Below are 20,027 nucleotides of genomic sequence, written 5' to 3'. Positions count from 1 at the left end.
GCAAGATCCTCGCCCACCTCAGGGCTCTTTTGGCCGCTCTCATCGCCAGCCTCATCCAGGCGATCGACCGGGCGGAACGCAACCAGATTACCGCCCACGCAGCCTGATGGGGTTATTCAAGGCCGACCAATTACACGTTTGTCGCGAATGTAATCTCAGGTACTTTTGAATCGTCTGGTTAAATCTTACGGTACCATCGGTCCATTGAGGAAGTTGCGGCTGGGTGAAGCGAATGGCTGCTTCCGGAGGATCTGGCCACATCGCCACCGTCCGCAGTAGGCGGATTCTGAAAAAAGGCGGAGGTGGACATCGAGCCGCCGTCTGAGCGCAATAGTTGTTGGGGGGCGTTCCATGCATGTTTCGAGATTACGCGAAAATTTGCGGACCATTTCCTTCCTTGCCTACTCGACCGCTGCCGGGCCTTTTTCAACAGAATAGGCGCGTAGCTGCCATGGTGAAGTTGGCCAAGTGCTGAACGGCTGCTTTCTATCCCGACAAACCGTCCATGGTTTGTGCCCGGCTTGCGCGGAGACGCCGCGTGGAAGCCCATACCCGCCATCGCAACCACGTAGTGCAGGCACGTAGCAGGGGATAATCGCGTGACGCCGTATCACGAGAAAGCCGAAAGTAAGGGCAGTCCGTTGGTCGCGTTATCCGCCGACCAGAGGCCTCGGGTGCAACCGCCGTCACCTTGGGACTTTCGAGCCTGCCCCACGGCCCGGCCACGGCGATCCACCACGCTGCCCGTGCCTTGCCGCTCGTCAGGTTCGTCGCTCGCCGTATTTGGATTCCGGGCCGGAATGTAATATCAAGAGCGTAGTATCAAGCAGGTTCCACATGGTGGCCGACATGACTGCTCTGGTGGTGGGTGCAGGCCCGACCGGACTGCTGCTGGGTTCGGAACTCCGCCGCCGCGGGGTCAACTGCCGCATCATCGACGCGCATCCTACGTCACTGCCTTGGGACCGGGCGACGGTCGTGCACCCACGCTCGCTCGAACTATTCGAGTCCCTCGGAATTGCCGCACCTCTGCTTGCCGCAGGCGTTAAGCAGCGCGTGGCCCGACTCTATTCGGCGGGTAGCATACTTGGGGAGATCGACCTCGCGGATTGCGGCAGCCGCTACGGGTTCAATATCGGCCTCTCGGAAGAGGTGACCGAGTCGATCCTGACCGAGTACCTCCACCGCCAAGGTGGCGAGATAATGCGTTCCTGCCGTCTGATCGACCTGCAGCAGCAGGAGGACGGGGTGTTGGTGACGATCGAGCGTAGCGGTGCGAGGGAGCAACTTTCAGCCCAATGGGTGGTGGGGTGCGATGGCAACCGCAGCACGGTGCGGACACTGGGCGGAATCGAGTTGAGCGGGCATGACATCATCAAGCCGTGGGCTGTGTTCGATGCCACCCTGCTGGGTTGGCCGGAGTCATATGAGGCCAACTATTGCTACCTGGACGAACTTCCAGTCATCCTCACCGCGCTCCCGAAACAGCGGTGGCGTGTCTATCTGCGGCCGAGCGCTCCGGACTCCGACCTTGTGACGGACGCGTTGTCCACGCTCGGCCGCTACCTGCCCAAGGTCAGCTTCGACGACATCGCCAACCCGACACGCTTTCACTGCCACACGAAGGTCGCCGAGCGGTTCCGATCAGGTCGCATCTTGCTGGCCGGGGACGCGGCCCATGTTTGCAGCCCAGCGCAAGGCCACGGGATGAACAGCGGTCTTCAGGACGCATTCAATCTCGCTTGGAAGTTGGCGCTCGTTTGCCAGGGGCACTGCACCCCAGCTCTCTTGGACAGCTATGAGGCGGAACGGCGCCCAGTGGCAGAGATGATCACCGCCTCAGGGGACGCGGTCGAGCTTGCCCAGACCATGACAGATCCGGCCGAGCGGCACGCCCGCGACGAGACCTTGCGTGCATTATTTGCCGATCCAACGGCGCGGCATCATGAGGTGATGGCGGAGGCGGAACTCGATGTTGACTACGGCGCCTCCGCGATCGTCATGGGGGACAGGCACGAGGCGCTTGCGCCGGGCCAGCGTGTCCCGGATACGGTCGGGGTTCATCGCGGCGATGGCGAAGCTTGCTTGCTGCATGAATTGGCCAACCATGCCGGCCATACCGCGCTGCTCATCGGCGGACTGGCCGCGGACAGCGAAGCGCTCGCGCGCCTTGCCGAAGCCATCCGCGCCCGGAGCCACGCGCCTCTCATCGATGCGGTGGTCGTGCTCACGGCCCGTTCCGATGGGCAGTCACCGCACACACGGCTAGCAATAGCCGCTGCTGAGCAGCTGGGCGTCGGCGAAATCACGCTTCTCGTCGTCCGGCCCGATGGATACGTCGGCCTTCGAACCGACCGAGACCATACCGAAGCTCTGTCGGCTTACCTGGCCTTGCTCGGTGTACCGCCCGGGAGCATGACTCCGTGTGCTCCGGATTAGAGGGTGTTTGGCAACTTATGTCGCACCAGGTGGTGCGGCAGATGTCTGGCCAGCACTATCCGGCTTGGATGTACACCAAGCCCTGTTTCTCTGATCTGGGCGACGGAGAGTGGGCCATCTTGCGTCCACTTCTCACTTTGGCACGGCAGGCTTGCCATCCTGCATGAGTTTCCGCCTTTGCCTGCGGTGTACTGGCATTATGCCAAATAGCGGCGAGCTGGCACCTGGATGACGTTCAACGCGGCGCTCCGTGAGGGCCAGCGAATGACAACGGGGCGGGCGGCCCAGCCAACTGCCGCGAATATCGACAGCCAGTCCATTCGCAGCACCGAGGCCGATGGGCCACGCGGCTACGACGGCGGCGAGGAAATCTCAGGCCGCAAGCGCCATATGCTGGTGGATACGCAGGGCCGTGCCCTCAAGGTCCGCCTCCACCCGGCCGATCTGCGCGCCAGGCGCAGCGCTGAGGTGCTGCTCCAAGGCTTGGCCACTCAGCTCCCGCTGATCGTCCTCATCTGGGCCGACGTCGCCTGTCTTGGCCTGAAAGGCTGGCTGGCCGCCGCACTCGGCTGGAAGCTCTCCATCGTGCAGCATTGGTCGACAGGCCTGCAGGGCATCTGGGCTGCCCCAGGTCAACAACCACCCGAAATCCCGCGGCATCCATGTACTGCCTCAGCGCCAGCCTGTAATCCGCATGGCTGGCCGAGTATCGGGACATCACCTCCGTAGCCTGCCCAAGCGCCATCAGATCGCGCTACACCTGATTGAGCTCCGGCAGCGACCCGTGCTACCAGCGGTAACTCAAGGTCCCGATCACCGTCCGCCCCGTTCCGTAATAGCAGTAGAACGCGCCGGAGCAGGACGAGACATAGGTCTTGTCGAACAGGTTGCTGGCATTCACCGACAGCTTGTACGGCCCCGTCTGGTGGCTGATCGAGGCGTCCGCCAGAGTCACGGAGGGCGAGCGCAGTGTGTTCGCATTGTCCCCGAAGCGGCTGCTCATGTAGCGCAAGCCGCCGCCGAAGCCGAAGCCCGGCAGGAGACTGCCTTCTCCGAAGCGGTAATCGGCCCAAAGGCTGGCGCTGTGCCGCGGCACCAGGCCGGGACGGTTGCCCTGCGTGTTGTCGTTCGCGCTGGTGATCTCGCCGTCGAGATAGGTTTAAGCCGCAATGAGGTTCAGCCCCTCCGCGAGGCTTGCGGTGGCCTCGAGCTCGAGGCCGCGCACGCGGATCTCGCCGGTCTGCACGGAGAAGCCGGTGTAGAGGGGATCGCGTGTGCTGACATTTGTCTGCGTCAGGTTGAAGAGCGAGGCGGTGACGAAGCTGTTCATGCCGCGTGGCTGGAACTTCAGGCCCAGCTCGTACTGCTCGCCCTCGGTCGGCTGGAACTGGCCACCGCCACGCTGCGGCGCCGTGCCGCCCGCGACTGGATCAAAGGAGGTGGAGTAGGAGACATAGGGCGCAAGCCCGTTGTCGAAGAGGTACATGAGGGCGGCGCGCCCAGTGAAGGCATCGTCATCCTGCGAGGTGCGGACCCCGTTGAACTGGTTGGTGGCCTTGCTGCTCGCCCAGTCCTGGCGACCGCCGACGGTCAGGAGCCAGTTGCCGGGCCGAAGCTGGTCCTGCGCATAGATCCCGTACTGCGTCAGTTGGTCGTCGCGATTGGTGGAGAAGGTGGGCGCGATGCGCGCATCGGCGACGTATCCGCCATAGTTCGGGCTGAACAGATTCAGCGATGGACCGCGGCCGAAATATGTCTGGTAGTTGCCTGAGTAGAAGCGCTGCTCCGCACCGAAGAGGACGGTATGGGCAATGGGCCCGGTGGCGAAGCGGGCGGTGACGGTGGTGTCGAGGTTAATGGTGTCGGAGCCCTCGCGCTGGGTGAGGGTGCCGCGGGACAGAGTCGTCTGTTCGGCCGAGAGGCCGGTGCCGTACATCGTGTTGTAGTTGACGTTGTTGTTATCGGGCATGATTCTGGTCCGGCGCCACCGGCGGGCTGGGAGACACAGTCCACCGGCTGTATCCTGGGGCTTCCGGGACAGGGGCGTCGGGAGCACGTGGTGGGCAGGCCGGGCTATCTGATGAGCTGCGAGCTCGCGTTGTTATCTGGCCGCCCCTGCGACTAGCCCGGGTGCGCTGCGAGCGCGGATCCGTAAGTGTCGTGTTGCCCACACACTCCCAAAGGCAAACGCAAGCATACGGGAGGCAACATGCGGGTGATCGGACTGGACGTACACCGCAGCTTCGCGGTGGTGGCGATCCTTGAGAATGGGCAACTGCGCGGTGGAGGGCGGGTTGATCTCACGCGCGATGCGGTGACCGCCTTTGGCCGGACGCTTTGTCCGAATGATGAGGTGGTGATTGAGGCAACGGTCAACACGGCCATGATCGTGCGCCTGTTGCGCCCCTTCGTGGGGCGGGTGGCGGTCGCCAATCCGCTCCAGGTGCGGGTGATTGCCCATGCCAAGGTCAAGACCGACAAGGTCGATGCGGCGGCGCTCGCCAAGCTGCATGCCAGCGGCTTCCTGCCCGAGGTCTGGATGCCGGACGAGGCGACCGAGGCACTCCGGCGCCTGGTGGCCCAGCGGGCGCAGGTTGTCCAGCAGATGACACGGGCCAAGAACCGGATCCACGGCATCCTGCACGCCAATCTGATTCCGCCCTTTCCGGGCGAGGTGTTCAGCGCGGCGGGCCGGGTCTGGCTGGAGACCCGGCCCCTGGCCGCTGACGAGATGCTCGCGATCCGGCGTTATCTGGCAGACCTCGACCAACGGGCGGCGGACCTGGTGCTCCTTGACCAGGCGCTGGCCGGGCGTGCCCTGGAAGACGAGCGGGTGCGCCGGCTGATGACGCTCAGCGGCGTGCATGTGACGGTCGCCATGGGGCTGCTGGCCGCCGTCGGCGACATCTCGCGCTTCGCCTCGCCCGAGAAGCTGGTCAGCTATCTCGGGCTGAACCCTTCCGTGCGCCAGTCCGGCGGGGCTCCAGCCCATCATGGCCGGATCACCAAGCAGGGCCGCTCGCACGCACGCGCCATGCTGGTGGAGGCCGCCTGGGCCGCAGCACGGGCCCCGGGCCCGCTGCGCGCCTTCTTCCTGCGTATCCAGGCCCGGCGCGGCAAGGCCGTGGCGGCGGTCGCCACAGCGCGAAAACTGGCCGTCCTTGCCTGGCACCTCCTGACCAAGGCTGAGGATTACGCCTGGGCTCGCCCGGCTCTGGTCGAGGCCAAGCTCCGCAAGGTGGAACTCGCCGCCGGGCAGCCGGCTGCCAAGGGGCCACGGCCGGGTCGGGCGCATGCCTACAACAGCAAGGAGGTGCGCGCCCGCGAACGCGCCTGGCTTGAGCAAACCGAGCAGGCCTATGCCCGCTTCGTCGCGAACTGGCAGAGCACACCGCCAACAGGGCGCACGGGTGCCGCAAATGGGAGACGCACATCGTAGGCGGCGCGGCGGGCTTGCATCCCCAGGTCCGCTCTTGGCCACGCGGTCACCCGTACACCAGGAAATTAGCACGGCCCCATCGGAAATGTCTTGTCGAAGACATCCGTCAGGTAACGCCCGTTCTGGAGGATGCTCCAGGTGTCGTCGAAGCGGTGCTCGAACTCCCAGCCGATGGCCGCGATGCTGACATCGGAATTATTGAAGCCGGGCTCTCCGGAATACCGGTTGCGCGGGATGCGGCCATTGCGGTTGGGCAGCAGCGTGCCGACCGACGGCAGGCCGATAGGGGAGCCGCCCTGATCGTATTGGAAACGCCCCAGCAGCGTGAGGCTGGTATTGGCGTCCGGCCGCCAGGTGATGGCAGGGGCGATGTAGTAGCGGTCGTCGCTGACATGATCGATCTGGGTGTCGCTGTTCCGCACGACGCCGGTCAGCCGGTAGAGGAACTTCCCGTCCGCGGTCAGTGGCCCGCCGAGATCGAAGCTGCCCTTGTAGCGATCATGGCTGCCGGCGGAGAGGTTCACCTCGCCGAAGGGCGTCACGGTGGGGCGCTTGGTGACCAGGTTGATCAACCCGCCCGGGGTGGTCTGCCCATAAAGGACCGAGGAGGGGCCGCGCACCACTTCGATGCGCTCCAGCCCGTATTCTTCGATACTGCTGGGACCGAACTGGCGCAGCAGGCGCAGCCCGTCCAGGTACTGGCTCGGCCGGGCATCGAAGCCACGGATGCGCAGGTCGTCGAAGCGCGGATCGAAGCCGGCGGCCTCGCTGTCCACGCCCGGCGTATAGCGCAAGGCCTCGGAAACGCTGCGGACTGCCTGGGCATCCATGCGGTCCCGGGTGATGACCGAGACGGATTGCGGCGTCTCCAGAAGTGGGGTGTCGGTCTTGGTGGCGCTCCGCTGCTCCGTCGCGACGAAACCTTGGACCGGGCCCGTGGCGGTCTGGCCTGCGGCCTCCACCTGGACCTCCGGCACGATCACCGGTGCATCCGTCCCGGCGATCTGGGCCGCGGCGAGGCTGGGAGCAAGGATAATGGCGACGGCGAGGGGTGCCCTGCGCCTCGTTGCGCTCTGCGAAATCATTGATCAAGCTCCCCATTTCCGGCACAGCCGGGAGCGCCTTATGGCGAGTAATAATGAGTCGCAATAATACTTCTTCCCATTTGGGCGGGCCCGCGCCGCCGACCGGAGGCCCGCTGCCAGCCCTGGTCCCGGCCGATACCGAGCAGGGTGGTGGCCTCACCCCCCTTGGTTCGCTGTCGGATCGGCGCTAGGGCGCTCCGCAATGGCCATCCATCGCTATCCCCTCCGGGTATATTTCGAGGACACCGATGCCGGTGGGGTGGCCTACCACGCCAACTATCTGCGCTGGGCGGAACGGGCTCGGACGGAATCCTTGCGTGACATTGGCTTGCCGCATCATCTTTTGATGGAACGTCACGGTTCGTTGCTTGTGGTGCGCCGCATCGAAGTGGCGTATCTGCGCCCCGCTCGCCTCGATGACGCAGTGGTCGTGGAGACGCGCGTGCTGAAGGCGGGGGCCGCCTCGCTTGAGGTGGGGCAGGACGTGGTGGCCGCAGAGGCCAGGGGGAAAGATGCCGTGCTCGCGCGGTTGAAGGTCGGGCTGGTCTGCGTCTCGGAGGAGAGCCTGCGGCCTGTCGCCCTGCCGGAACCCTGGCGCTCGGCCCTGCGGCCGGTGCCGGAGGACGCCGCGGGCTGAATCCCAGCTTCGTGGCGCCGGCTTCGTGGCAACGGGGTGGCAGGCGCCGCCGCAATGCCGTCCGGCAAGCGGGCTAGGTGCCGGGCCCTGATGTGGCGCCCTGCGGGGCGTGGATGACGATCGCCCCGAAGGGCGTGGACGATGATCGCCCCCCGGGGCGCGGTGAAAGTCGCCCCTCTGGGGCGCGGATGGAGGAGACCGCCCGTGGGTGGTGTGACTGCGCAGAACCTGGCCGCGGCCGGGCACGACCTTTCGCTCTGGAGCCTGTTCCTCCAGGCCGACTGGGTGGTGAAGGCCGTGATGATCGGCCTCCTCCTGGCCAGCGTCTGGGTATGGGCCGTGGTCTTCGAGAAGTGGAACACCATGCGCCGCGTGAACCGCGCGGCGGATGCCTTCGAGGACAAGTTCTGGTCCGGCGGCAGCCTCGAGGACCTCTACCGCACCGAGGGCGAGCGCCCTTCCCACCCCATGGGCGCCGTCTTCGGCGCCGGGATGCGGGAATGGCAGCGCGCGGCCGATCTCGGGCTCACCGGCGCGCTCGCGCTGACCGGCATGAAGGACCGGGCCGAGCGGGCGATGAACGTTGCCATCACCCGTGAGATGGACGGGCTGGAGAAGTGGATGACCTTCCTGGCCTCGGTGGGCTCGGTCGGGCCCTTCATCGGCCTGTTCGGCACGGTCTGGGGCATCATGAACTCCTTCTCCGCCATCGCGGGGATGAACAACACGAACCTCGCCGTGGTGGCGCCGGGCATCGCGGAGGCGCTGTTCGCCACCGCCATCGGCCTTGTCGCCGCCATCCCGGCGGTGCTCGCCTACAACAAGATCAACACGGACCTGTCGCGTTTCGCGGGGCGGATGGAGGGCTTCGCCGCCGAGTTCGGCGCCATCCTCTCCCGCCAGGCGGACGAGGCCCCGGCGCCGGCACGCCAGCCGGCGCAGGTCTGAGCCCGTGGCGGCTTCCCTGAACACGGGCGGTCGGAGCGGCAGCCGCCGCCGCCGTCCCATGGCCGAGATCAACGTCACCCCGCTGGTCGACGTGATGCTCGTGCTGCTCATCATCTTCATGGTGGCGGCGCCGCTGATGACCGTGGGCGTGCCGGTGGACCTGCCCAAGACCAACGCCGCCGCGCTGAACCAGGAGCAGGAGCCGCTGACCATCACGGTGAACCCGGAAGGAAAGATCTTCCTCCAGGAGACCGAGGTGCAGGCCGAGAACCTGGTGCCACAGCTCCAGGCCATCATGCAGAACCAGGCCCCGGGCCAGCCGGAACGCCGCATCTTCGTGCGCGGCGACCGGGCCATCGCCTATGGGCGGATCATGGAGGTCATGGGCATCGTCTCCTCCGCCGGCTTCTCGCGCGTGGCGCTGTTGGCCGAGCAGCCGGCGGGTCAGCCGGCGCGCGGGGGTGCGACCCCGGCACGGCCGCAGGCCCAGCCGGCGCGCCCGGCGGCCACGACGCAGCGGTAGCATCCAAATGGCGGACGGCACGACCGGCACGGCGGAGGGGCGGCTCCGACCATGGCTCATCGCCTCGCTCGGGGCGCATGCGCTGGTTTTCGCGATGCTGCTCATCCAGATGCCTGGCCGCGAGATCAAGGAACCGCTGGAAACGGCGGTGCCGGTGGAGGTGATCACGCCGGACGCGCCGCAGCTCGCCCAGGCGCCGGACCCGCTGCCGCTGCCCGCGCCGCCGGCACCCGAGCAGACGCCGCCGACGCCGAACCCCACGCCTCCGCCGCCCGAGCCGCCGCGCAACGAGCCGCCGACGCCGCTGCCGCCACCCCCGCCGCCCAATCCGGCGGCCGCGCCCATGCCGGCCCCGCCGACGCCCACGCCGCCCCGGCCGACGCCGCCCGTGCCCACGCCGCCGACCCCGGCGCCGCCGCAGCAGCAGGCCCAGGCGCAGCCCACGCCGCCCAGCCCGCCGCTGCCCCTGCCGCCGCCGCCCGCGCCGCCGGCGCCGGATGCGATCCGGCAGGCCACGCCGACCCCGCCCGCGCCGACACCGCCCGCGCCGCCGCAGCAACAGCAGGCCGCCGCCACGCCCCCGCCGCCGGCCCCGCCGCGCCCCAATCCGGTGCCGAACCAGGCACCGGTGCCGCCGGCACGCGAGAGCAACAACCGCCCCGGCACTGGCCAGACCCCGCCGGTGGAGCGGCCAGCCGAACGCAGCAATTCCGTGCAGAACACGCTGGACCGGCTGCGCGCGCAGCAGGCGCAGAACGAGGCGCCGCGTTCCCGGGTGAATCCGGCCGCCGGCGCACCCGCTCGTGGCGGCGGGGCGCCCACCGGCACGGCGGCGCTCACCTCCGGCGAGATCCGCGGCGTGGCGGACAAGATCAGCGAATGCTGGTCGGTGGATGCCGGCGCCCCGGACCTCGCGGCCATCGTGGTCGAGTTGCGCGTGGAGGCGGATGCCCAAGGCGTGGTGCGGGTGGTGCGGCCAGCGGGCAGCATCCCCTCCGATCCGCGCGCGCGGGCCGTCTATGAGGCGGCGCGCCGGGCACTGCTCGATCCGAAATGCTCTCCGCTGCCTTTCCCGCGGGACAAGCTGGCAGCCATCAACGCCTCCACCTTCCGCTTCAACCCGCGTGGACTCGCGCGTTGATCCGGGCGGTGACAGCGATCAACTTCCACCGGACGGGCCCTGTTTCGCACAGGGGCGGGTTGCGTTGCCGCCCCTCCCGGGCATCTTCCCCGTCCCGCAACTCCGAGGGCTGACATCCATGATGAAGACCGACCGGCGTGGCCTGATCCTGGGTGGCGCGGCGCTGCTCTCCGTGCCGGCGACGGCGCGTGCCCAGGGTACGGCCCCAGGAACGGCCCAGGGCGCGGTGATCGACATCACCCGCGCGCGCACCGATCCCATCCCGATCGCCGTCCCGGCCCTGGCCGGCGGTGGCGGGCGCGGCGCGGACATCGCCCGCGTGATCCAGGCCAATCTCCGTAATTCCGGCCTGTTCCGGCCGGTGGACAATGCCGCCTTCATCCAGAGCGCCGAGGCCGCCGCCGCGACGCCACGCTTCCAGGACTGGCGGGTCATCGGCGCCAATGCACTGGTGACCGGCCGCGTCGAAGACCAGGGCGGACGCCTGCGGGTGGAGTTCCGCCTGTGGGACGTGCTGCCCGAGCAGCAGATCCAGGGCACCGCCTTCACCGCCCCCGCGGCCCAGTGGCGCCGCATCGCCCATCTGATCAGCGACGTGATCTATGAGCGGCTGCTGGGCGAGAAGGGCTATTTCGACACACGCATCGTCTATGTCGGCGAGAGCGGCCCGCGCGACCGCCGCACCCGGCGGCTCGCAATCATGGACCAGGACGGCGAGAACAACCGCTTCCTGACGGACGGCTCCTTCCAGGTGCTATCGCCGCGCTTCCATCCGAACGCGCAGCAGATCGTCTACATGTCCTACTTCCAGAACCAGCCGCGCGTGTACCTGTTCGACCTGAACAGCGGCCGCTCCGAGGTGCTGGGCTCCTTCCCGGGCATGACGCTCTCGCCGCGCTTCTCGCCGGATGGGCGCAGCGTTGTACTTTCCTTCGCCCAGGGCGGGGACGCGAACATCTATGCGGTGGATGTGGGCTCACGCTCGCAGCGCCAGCTCACCTCGGGCGGCGGGCTGGACGTCTCACCCTGCTATTCGCCCGACGGCTCGCAGATCGTCTTCAACTCGGACCGTGGCGGCGACCAGCAGCTCTACATCATGGGCGCTGGTGGTGGCGGGGCGCGGCGGATCTCCTTCGGCCGAGGCCGCTACGCGACGCCGGTTTGGTCCCCGCGCGGCGACCTGATCGCCTTCACGCGCATCTCCGGCGGGCAGTTCGGCATCGGCGTGATGCGGCCGGACGGTTCCGGCGAACGCATCCTTTCGGAAGGTTGGGGCATGGAAGGCCCCACTTTCGCCCCAAATGGACGCGTTCTTGCCTTCTACAGGGAGACCCGGGCGCGCGATTCGCGCGGCGGGGGCTATTCGGCGCGACTGGCGCAGATCGACATCGCGGGTTTCAACGAACGACAGATCTTGACCCCGACCGATGCAACCGATCCGTCCTGGTCTCCGCTTCTCGCCTGACCACCCCATACGTGAAACAATTCGAAGGAGTTCGGACATGAACGTGAAGATCCTCGGCGCCCTGGGCGCCCTGGCGCTGCTGGCAGCCTGCTCGTCGGACGAGGCGTCCAACGCGGCGGCGACCGGCGCCGGCGGTTCGGGCGGCGTGGTCGGCGCGGGCTCGGTGCGTCCCGGCAGCCAGGAGGACCTGGTGGCCAATGTCGGCGACCGCGTCTTCTTCGATACGGACAGCAGCCAGGTTCGCGGCGATGGCCGCGCCACGCTGGAGCGCCAGGCCGGCTGGCTGAACCGCTACCCGCAGGTGCAGGTCTACATGGAAGGCCATGCCGACGAGCGCGGCACTCGCGAGTACAACCTCGCCCTCGGCCAGCGCCGCGCCAATTCCGCGCGCGACCTTCTGGTGGCAAGCGGCGTGTCGGGCCAGCGCATCCAGACCATCTCCTACGGCAAGGACCGCCCGGCGGCCCTCGGCTCGGACGAGGCGGCCTGGGCGCAGAACCGCCGCGCCGTAACCACGGTCCGCTGATGCGGCCGCGCCGGCCCGGGCTCCCCGGGCCGGCGGCGTTCCGGTTAGCCTGACCGGACAGCCGGCACGGCTTCGGCCGCGCCGGGCCCGGCCGCCCGCTTCGGGCGGCGACGAAAGATCCGGCGCGGGATGCCGCGCCGCAATGGGGGTGAGGATGCTGCAAACCGGGTCTCGTGCCCTGAAGCAATCGGGCCAAAGGCGCCTGCGCGGAATGCCGCTCGGCGCCCTGCTCCTGGCGGGGGCGGCCCTCGCCGGGCTTCTGCCCTCCGGCGCGGCGCTCGCCCAGGCGGAGAGCCGGGAGGGCATCTACCTCCAGAACCAGATCCTCATGCTCCGGCAGGAACTGGAAATGATGCGCCGGAGCGGGGGCGTTCCGGTTGCGCCGCAACTGCCACCGCCGGGCCGCGGCGGGGCGCCAGTCGCTGGCGGGGAGATCATCGGGCAGCTCCTGGAGCGCGTCGGCGTGCTCGAGGAAGAGGTCCGGCGCCTGCGCGGCCGGGCCGAGCAGGCGGATTACACGAACCGCACCCTGCAGCAACAGGTCGAGAAGCTGCAGAGCGACATGGACTACCGCTTCAACGCCCTGGAGAGCCGGGGCCAGGCTGGAGCATCCACCTCGGCGGGGCGACCCCCGGGCGGGCAGCAGCAGGGCGCGCTGAACCCGCCGGCTAACCAGCCCGCCGTACCTTCGGGCCCGGCCACCCCGCCAGTGCCGCGCACGCCCGAGGTGGCGCTGCGGGAGGGGCAGGCGGCGCTCGCCCGCCGGGACTATGCCTCGGCAGAGGCGGCGGCGCGGGAGGTGCTAGCGGTGCGGAACACGCCGCGCGCCCAGGATGCGAGCATCCTTCTCGGTGACTCGCTGACCGGAAAGCGCGACTACCAGAACGCCGCTCTTGCCTATGACGACGCCTATCGCCGCTCGCGCAACTCCGCCCGGGCGCCGGAGGCGATGGTAGGCCTCGCAACAGCCTTCAACGGCTTCGGTGCCAAGCGCGAAGCCTGCCAGACGCTCGACGACCTGCGCAGCCAGTTCCCCCGCTTGTCCGCCAACCTGGCGGAGCGCGTGGGGCAGGCGAGCCGGAGCGCGGGCTGCCGCTGACCGGCCAGGCCTCCCTCGGGGAGGTCTTTGCGGCCGCAATGGCGGGGCTGGGCCCTTTCGGTTCGGCGCCCGTCCTGGCGGTGGGAGTGTCCGGTGGTCCGCATAGCCTCGCCCTGGCGGTTCTTGCCCGGGACTGGGTGGCAGGAAGGGACGGGCGGGTGCTCGCCCTCGTGGCCGATCACGGATTGCGCAGTGGCAGTGGCGAGGAAGCCGCCGGGGTCGCTTCCCGACTCGTCACCCTTGGGATTCCGGCGCGGGTGCTGCCGCTTGGGCTTCCGCCGGGCTCCGCCCTGCATGAGCGGGCACGGGCGGCCCGGCTTTCAGCGCTGATAGGAGCCGCCGAAGCCGAAGGGGCCCCCTGGCTCCTCCTGGGCCATCACATCGCCGACCAAGCAGAGACGATCGCCTTCCGGGCGTTGCGTGGATCCGGGGACGAAGGGCTGTCCGGCATGGCGCCCGCGCGCCCTGGCGGCGGGGCGCTGATCCTGCGGCCGCTGCTCGGCCTCCCGCCGGCGCAAATCGAGCGCTTCCTGGCCGCCGAAGGGCTCGCTCCGGTGCGGGACCCTTCGAACGACGATCTTCGCTTCGCCCGGGCGCGTCTGCGCCGGGCGCTGCGCGATCCAGCGGGCGAAAGCCACGGAACTGCGGCGCTGGCCGCGGCCGCGTCGGCCTTCAGCATAAGGCGATCCCGGATGCGGGAGGCGGTGGCGGCCCGGCTCGCCGTGGCGGCCTGCTTTCGTGAGGAAGGCTGGGTGCGGCTTGACCAGACTGCGCTGGGCACCGACCGGGTGGCGGAGGCGACCCTCTCCGCCCTGGTCCGCACCATCGGCGGCGGCGGCCACCCGCCGGCGCGGGCGAACTCGACCGCCCTGCTGGCGCGGGGCGGCGGCAGCCTGGCTGGAGCGCTTTGGCGCGGGACGGTGTTGTGCCGGGAGGCGGCCCGCTGCGCCCCGCCGCTGCTCGCCCTGCCGGGGGCGCTCTGGGACGGACGCTGGCGGGTCGTTTCGGCACCGGATGGAGCCTGGATCGGGGCGCTGGGGCAGGGCGGTCCGCGGGGCGGCCTGCCGGCGACAGTCGCCGCCGGGCTGCCCGCCTTGCGTGACAAAGGCGGGCGGCTGCTTTGCGTTCCGGCCCTGGAAGGGGGGGCTCGGCTCGAATTCCGGCCCATCTCCGGGCCAATCGCGTGAAACCCACGTCATGTGGTGGTTCCCTGACGGGGCTTGCATCCCTATCTTGGTGGGGAGCCGGTCGGTCCGGCGAAGGATCGGGACCTCCAAGTGAACAATTTCGGCCGCAACCTCGCGCTCTGGGTGATCGTCGCCCTGCTGCTCGTGGCGCTGTTCAACCTGTTCCAGCCCTCGGGCACCACCTCCAGCCGGGGGGTGCAGGTTGCCTATTCGGACTTCCTGAACGAGGTCCAGCAAGGTCATGTCCGCGACGCCACCATCCAAGGGCGGATCGTCTCGGGCTCGCTCCAAGATGGGCGAACCTTCAGCACCTATACGCCTGAGGACCCCAGCCTCGTCAGCAAGCTGACCGAGAAGGGCGTGCGCGTGGTGGCGCGCCCTGAGGAGAGCGACGTCAACCCGCTCTTCCAGATACTGATCTCCTGGTTCCCGATGCTCCTGCTGATCGGCGTCTGGGTCTTTTTCATGCGCCAGATGCAGGGCGGCGGCGGAAGGGCCATGGGCTTTGGGAAGTCCAAGGCCAAGCTGCTGACCGAGAAGCAGGGCCGCGTGACCTTCGACGACGTGGCCGGCATCGAGGAGGCCAAGGGCGAGCTCGAAGAGATTGTCGAGTTCCTTCGTGACCCGCAGAAGTACCAGCGCCTGGGCGGCAAGATCCCCAAGGGCGTGCTGCTGGTCGGCCCCCCGGGAACCGGCAAGACGCTGCTCGCCCGCTCGGTGGCGGGTGAGGCGAACGTCCCCTTCTTTACCATTTCGGGTTCGGACTTCGTGGAGATGTTCGTCGGCGTCGGCGCCAGCCGCGTGCGCGACATGTTCGAGCAGGGCAAGAAGAACGCCCCCTGCATCATCTTCATCGACGAGATCGACGCGGTGGGCCGCCACCGTGGCGCCGGCCTGGGCGGCGGCAATGACGAGCGCGAGCAGACGCTGAACCAGATGCTCGTTGAGATGGACGGCTTCGAGAGCAATGAGGGCGTCATCCTCATCGCCGCGACCAACCGCCCGGACGTGCTCGACCCCGCCCTGCTGCGCCCCGGCCGCTTCGACCGACAGGTCGTGGTGCCGAACCCCGACGTGAACGGGCGGGAGAAGATCCTGCGCGTGCACATGCGGAAGGTGCCCTTGGCCTCGGACGTCGATCCGAAGGTGATCGCGCGCGGCACCCCGGGCTTCTCGGGCGCCGACCTGGCGAACCTCGTGAATGAGGCTGCGCTGCTGGCTGCCCGCACCGGCCGCCGCACCGTGGGCATGCATGAGTTCGAATCCGCCAAGGACAAGGTCCTGATGGGCGCCGAGCGCCGGTCGCTCGTCATGTCCGAGGCCGAGAAGCGGATGACCGCCTATCACGAGGCGGGCCATGCCCTGATGGCGATGAGCGAGGAGGAGTGCGACCCCGTCCACAAGGCCACCATCATCCCGCGCGGCCGCGCGCTGGGCCTGGTGATGTCCCTGCCGGAGGGCGACCGCTACTCCAAGCACAAGTCCAAGATGAAGGCCGAGCTAGCCATGGCCATGGGCGGCCGGGTCGCCGAGGAGATCATCTTCGGCCCGGACAAGGTCTCCAACGGCGCCTCGGGCGACATCAAGATGGCGACCGACCTCGCGCGCCGGATGGTCACGGAATGGGGCATGTCCGACAAGATCGGCATGGTCGCCTATGGCTCGAACGACCAGGAGGTCTTCCTCGGCCATTCGGTGACCCAGTCCAAGAACCTGTCGGAGGCGACCGCCCAGGCGATCGACGGCGAGATCCGCTCGATCATCGACGCCGCCTATCAGCGGGCGAAGAAGACCCTGACCGAGCGCATCGAGGATCTGCACGCACTGGCCAAGGGTCTGCTGGAATACGAGACCCTCTCGGGCGACGAGATCAAGAACCTCCTGCGCGGCGATCCGATCGTGCGCGACCGCCCCGATGAGCCGGTGAACCAGGGCCGGGGCAGCGTTCCCAGCTCGGGTCGGCCCAATCCCCGCCCGGACACCGGCGGATTGCATCCGGCTCCCTCGGGCGCCTGATTCGGACCGGGTATTGCGCCCGGCTCGTGGCTGACAATTCCGTAGCCCACTGGCGCGGCAGGCAGCGAAACGCTTGAATGGAACGGGGGCCCTCAGTGGCCCCCGTTTCCGTCCGGGGCCGTGATGCCGGGACGATGGGAGGGCCAATGGCGCGCTGGGTCGAACCGATGGGGCTGCTGCATGGGCGCGGCGCCATCGCTGCCGTGGCCGCCGGGGCCGCCCTGCCGCTTGAGGGTGGCGCGGCGGCCTTTACCCTGGTGCGGCTGATCGAGAACGGGGCGGTCATCGGCCTGATGCCCGCGGTGGAGACACCGGAGGGCTGGCAGGACGCCGTTCTGGCCCTGACCCGTCCGCCCCAACCCTTCGCCGGCCTTCCCGATGCCGCCAGCCTCGGCCGGCCTCTGGTCATGGCTGTGCTGAACGTCACCCCGGACAGCTTCTCTGACGGGGGGAAGCATTTCGACCCGCGCGCGGCGCTGATGGCGGCCAATGCCATGCTGGAAGCCGGTGCCGACATCATCGATGTAGGCGGCGAGAGCACCCGGCCCGGCTCGCCCCCGGTTGATGCAGAGACCGAAACCGCACGCATCCTGCCGGTGATCCGGGAGATCGCGAAGGACGCGCCGGTCAGCGTCGACACCCGCCATGCCGCCACCATGCGCGCTGCCCTGGATGCCGGGGCGGAGGTGGTGAACGACGTTACCGCTCTTCGCCACGATCCGGAGGCGATGGCCGTGGTGGCCGAGGCCGGCTGCCCCGTGGTGCTGATGCACATGCCGGGAACGGACCCCGCGACGATGCAGCAGCACGCCGAATATGCGAATGTGGCGCTGGAGGTGACCGATTTCCTGGCCGGACGCATCGCCGCTTGCGAGGCCGCCGGCATCCCGCGCCACCGGATCATGGTCGATCCTGGCATCGGTTTCGGCAAGACGATGGACCATAATCTCGAGCTGCTGGACCGGCTGCCGATCCTGCTCGGCCTCGGCTGCCCCATCCTGCTGGGTGCCTCCCGGAAGCGCTTCATCGGCACGATCTCCGGCGTCTCCACCCCGCGCGACCGCATGGCCGGCAGCATTGGGGTGGCGGTCGCCGGCGCTTCCCGTGGGGCATCGATGGTGCGGGTGCATGACGTGGCAGAGACGGTGGCGGCGCTGAGGCTGTGGCGCGCCAGCGTGGCCGGGGCGGCGCCGCAGGGGTGAGGCCCAGCGCCACCCTGACGTGGCCGCGAAGCTGCGCTAAACGGAACGCGATGCGCGGGAGGCCCAGCATGAGCGACAACCAGAGACGCCTCTTCGGCACGGATGGCATCCGCGGCGTGGCCAATCGCGCCCCCATGGATGCGGTGACCGCGCTCCGGCTGGGCCAGGCCGCGGGCCGGTTCTTCAACCGGGGCCAGCACCGGCACCGGGTGGTGATCGGCAAGGACACGCGGCTGTCCGGCTATATGCTGGAGCCGGCGCTGACGGCCGGCTTCGTGGGCGCCGGGATGGACGTGGTGCTCGTCGGGCCGCTGCCCACCCCCGCCATCGCCTTGCTGACGCGCAGCCTTCGGGCCGACCTCGGGGTCATGGTCAGCGCCTCGCACAATCCCTTCGAGGACAATGGGATCAAGCTCTTCGGGCCGGACGGGCTGAAACTCTCGGACCAGCAGGAGAGCGAGATCGAAGCGCTGATGGGCGGCGACCTGACCTCGGCGCTCGCGGCTCCCTCGAAGCTCGGCCGGGCCTCGCGGCTCGAGGACGCGCCGGGACGATATATCGAGGCGGTAAAGGCCAGCTTCCCCCGCGGGTTGAGCCTGGAGGGGATGCGCATCATCGTCGATTGCGCCCATGGCGCCGCCTACAAGGTAGCGCCCACCGTGCTCTGGGAGCTGGGGGCGGAGGTGGTGTCCATCGGCGTGGCGCCGGACGGGTTCAACATCAACCAGGGCTGCGGCAGCACCTCGCCGGCGGCCCTTGCCGCGCTGGTGCGCGAGCGGCGCGCTGATCTGGGTATCGCGCTGGATGGCGATGCCGATCGGGTGGTGCTGGTGGATGAGACCGGCGCGGTGGTCGATGGCGACCAGATCCTGGCGCTGGTCGCGCAATCCTGGGCGGCCCAGGGGCGGCTACGGGGCGAGGCGGTGGTGGCCACCGTCATGTCCAATCTCGGGCTGGAACGATTTCTGAAGGAAAAGGGACTCGCTCTTCACCGGACCAGGGTGGGGGACCGCTATGTCGGCGAGGCGATGCGCGAGCGCGGCTGCAACCTCGGCGGCGAGCAGTCGGGGCATGTGATCCTGTCGGACCATGGAACCACCGGGGACGGGCTGGTGGCCGCGCTGCAGGTGCTGGCGGTGCTGGTGGAGGAACGGCGGCCGGCGAGCGAGGTGCTGCGCCGCTTCGTGCCGCTGCCGCAGAAGCTGGTGAATGTCCGCCATGCCGGCGGGGCGCCGCTGAAGGATGAGCGGGTGGTTGGCGCCATCGCCGAGGCGGAGGCCGAGCTGGGCGCGCGCGGCCGCGTGCTGATCCGACCCAGCGGGACCGAGCCGCTGATCCGCGTGATGGTCGAGGCGGAGGAGGAAAGTCTGGTGGAGGCGCTGACCGCAAGGCTGGCCGATGTGATCCGCGCCGCCTCGAGCACGCCGGCGCGGGTCGCGGCGGAATGAAGGGACGGGTGCTTATCGTCGCAGGCTCGGATTCCGGCGGCGGGGCCGGAATTCAGGCCGATATCAAGGCGGTGACGGCGCTCGGCGCCTATGCGGCCACGGCCATCACGGCGCTGACGGCCCAGGACACCGAAGGCGTGCGCGCTGTGCACCCGGTGCCGCTGGACTTCCTGCAGCTGCAGATCCGCATGTCACTGGAGGATATTGGCGCGGACTGCATCAAGACCGGCATGCTGGCGGATGCCGGGACGATCGATGCCGTCTGTGACGCGCTCGCCGGCTGCGGCATCCCGCTGGTGGCGGACCCGGTGATGGTCGCGAAGGGTGGCGCGCGGCTGCTGGATATTACTGCGGTTGAGACGCTGAAGCGCCGCCTGATGCCACTGACAACGATACTGACGCCGAACCTGCCGGAGGCGGAGGTGCTGTCCGGCATGCCCATCCCCGACCTTCCCGCGATGCGCCATGCGGCGGAGGTGCTGATGACGCTCGGCGTGCCGGCGGTGCTGCTGAAGGGCGGGCATCTGGACGGGCCGGTGGTGCGGGATGTTCTGGCCACCGAGGAGGGGGTGGAAGTGTTCGAAAGCCCCCGTATCGCGACGCGGCACACGCATGGAACGGGCTGCACGCTTGCCTCCGCCGTCGCGGCCGGCTTGGCGCAGGGGATGGGGCTCCGGGACGCGGTGATGCGCGCACGGGCCTATGTGGCAGCGGCAATCCGTTCGGCACCCGGATTCGGAAAGGGACATGGACCGCTGGACCATGGCGTGACGGTCGATCCGGCGCGGGTGGCCGCGCTGGGCTAAAGGCCGGCTGCGAACCCGCCACGGGGTCCTGCAATGTGGGGCAATCGCGTTGATCCCGAACCGTCA

16 protein-coding genes and 1 pseudogene are annotated in these 20,027 nt (G+C 68.8%); 15 read left to right on the top strand and 2 right to left on the bottom strand.

Annotated features, from left to right (window positions below):
• Nucleotides 1-837 precede the first annotated feature (837 nt).
• Both GSE44_RS19320 and GSE44_RS19315 read left to right on the top strand, forming a co-directional pair.
• Nucleotides 838-2,439, top strand: coding sequence for an FAD-dependent monooxygenase (locus GSE44_RS19320; protein WP_159350466.1), 1,602 nt, complete (start codon nt 838-840; stop codon nt 2,437-2,439).
• Between the two features lie 228 nt (nt 2,440-2,667).
• Complete coding sequence (locus tag GSE44_RS19315) at nt 2,668-3,168, top strand: transposase (protein WP_159350465.1); 501 nt, start codon at nt 2,668-2,670, stop codon at nt 3,166-3,168.
• 58 nt (nt 3,169-3,226) lie between these two features.
• Here GSE44_RS19315 and GSE44_RS19310 read toward each other — a convergent pair.
• Nucleotides 3,227-4,408 (bottom strand): annotated as a pseudogene (locus tag GSE44_RS19310) (TonB-dependent siderophore receptor).
• Nucleotides 4,409-4,663: 255 nt separating this feature from the next.
• Here GSE44_RS19310 and GSE44_RS19305 point away from each other — a divergent pair.
• The gene (locus GSE44_RS19305; protein WP_159350474.1) at nt 4,664-5,878 is read left to right on the top strand and encodes an IS110 family RNA-guided transposase; all 1,215 of its coding nucleotides are present in this window, start codon (nt 4,664-4,666) and stop codon (nt 5,876-5,878) included.
• 65 nt (nt 5,879-5,943) lie between these two features.
• Here the strand turns inward: GSE44_RS19305 and GSE44_RS19300 are convergent, their stop codons facing one another.
• Complete coding sequence (locus GSE44_RS19300; protein WP_159350464.1) at nt 5,944-6,963, bottom strand: TonB-dependent siderophore receptor; 1,020 nt, start codon at nt 6,961-6,963, stop codon at nt 5,944-5,946.
• A gap of 202 nt (nt 6,964-7,165) precedes the next feature.
• Between GSE44_RS19300 and GSE44_RS19295 the strand changes: the two genes are divergently transcribed.
• The 12 genes from GSE44_RS19295 (at nt 7,166) to thiD (ending at nt 19,961) form a co-directional block, all read left to right on the top strand.
• A complete protein-coding gene (locus GSE44_RS19295) occupies nt 7,166-7,600 on the top strand; it encodes a YbgC/FadM family acyl-CoA thioesterase (RefSeq protein ID WP_159350463.1) in 435 nt (144 codons plus the stop codon).
• Between the two features lie 204 nt (nt 7,601-7,804).
• A complete protein-coding gene (gene tolQ / locus GSE44_RS19290) occupies nt 7,805-8,548 on the top strand; it encodes a protein TolQ (protein WP_235924957.1) in 744 nt (247 codons plus the stop codon).
• Between the two features lie 58 nt (nt 8,549-8,606).
• Nucleotides 8,607-9,071 (top strand): protein TolR, encoded by a 465-nt coding sequence (gene tolR, locus GSE44_RS19285; RefSeq protein WP_159350473.1) that lies wholly within the window; start codon nt 8,607-8,609, stop codon nt 9,069-9,071.
• A 7-nt stretch (nt 9,072-9,078) separates the two neighbouring features.
• Entirely contained in the window at nt 9,079-10,212 is a 1,134-nt protein-coding gene (locus GSE44_RS19280) for a hypothetical protein (protein ID WP_159350461.1), read from the top strand.
• Between the two features lie 118 nt (nt 10,213-10,330).
• Entirely contained in the window at nt 10,331-11,677 is a 1,347-nt protein-coding gene (tolB, locus tag GSE44_RS19275; protein WP_159350460.1) for a Tol-Pal system beta propeller repeat protein TolB, read from the top strand.
• Between the two features lie 37 nt (nt 11,678-11,714).
• Entirely contained in the window at nt 11,715-12,203 is a 489-nt protein-coding gene (gene pal / locus GSE44_RS19270; RefSeq protein ID WP_159350459.1) for a peptidoglycan-associated lipoprotein Pal, read from the top strand.
• A gap of 211 nt (nt 12,204-12,414) precedes the next feature.
• Nucleotides 12,415-13,302 carry a YbgF trimerization domain-containing protein gene (locus tag GSE44_RS19265; protein WP_159350458.1) on the top strand — a complete coding sequence of 296 codons (888 nt, stop codon included), beginning with the start codon at nt 12,415-12,417 and terminating at the stop codon, nt 13,300-13,302.
• A 38-nt stretch (nt 13,303-13,340) separates the two neighbouring features.
• On the top strand, nt 13,341-14,489 hold the full coding sequence (tilS, locus tag GSE44_RS19260) for a tRNA lysidine(34) synthetase TilS (RefSeq protein WP_235924956.1): 1,149 nt from the start codon (nt 13,341-13,343) through the stop codon (nt 14,487-14,489).
• A 90-nt stretch (nt 14,490-14,579) separates the two neighbouring features.
• A complete protein-coding gene (gene ftsH / locus GSE44_RS19255) occupies nt 14,580-16,505 on the top strand; it encodes an ATP-dependent zinc metalloprotease FtsH (RefSeq protein ID WP_159350456.1) in 1,926 nt (641 codons plus the stop codon).
• 146 nt (nt 16,506-16,651) lie between these two features.
• Nucleotides 16,652-17,707 carry a dihydropteroate synthase gene (gene folP / locus GSE44_RS19250; RefSeq protein WP_159350455.1) on the top strand — a complete coding sequence of 352 codons (1,056 nt, stop codon included), beginning with the start codon at nt 16,652-16,654 and terminating at the stop codon, nt 17,705-17,707.
• Between the two features lie 68 nt (nt 17,708-17,775).
• Nucleotides 17,776-19,155: a phosphoglucosamine mutase gene (gene glmM, locus GSE44_RS19245; RefSeq protein WP_159350454.1), complete on the top strand. Its 1,380-nt coding sequence runs from the start codon at nt 17,776-17,778 to the stop codon at nt 19,153-19,155.
• Nucleotides 19,152-19,961: a bifunctional hydroxymethylpyrimidine kinase/phosphomethylpyrimidine kinase gene (gene thiD / locus GSE44_RS19240; protein WP_159350453.1), complete on the top strand. Its 810-nt coding sequence runs from the start codon at nt 19,152-19,154 to the stop codon at nt 19,959-19,961. Before glmM ends, thiD begins: the two co-directional genes overlap by 4 nt.
• Nucleotides 19,962-20,027: the final 66 nt, after the last annotated feature.

The sequence above is a fragment of the Muricoccus harenae genome (assembly GCF_009848505.1).
Classification (GTDB): domain Bacteria; phylum Pseudomonadota; class Alphaproteobacteria; order Acetobacterales; family Acetobacteraceae; genus Roseomonas; species Roseomonas harenae.
Note: the sequence above shows the minus strand (reverse complement) of the source record. Positions and strands in the feature narration are given on the sequence as shown.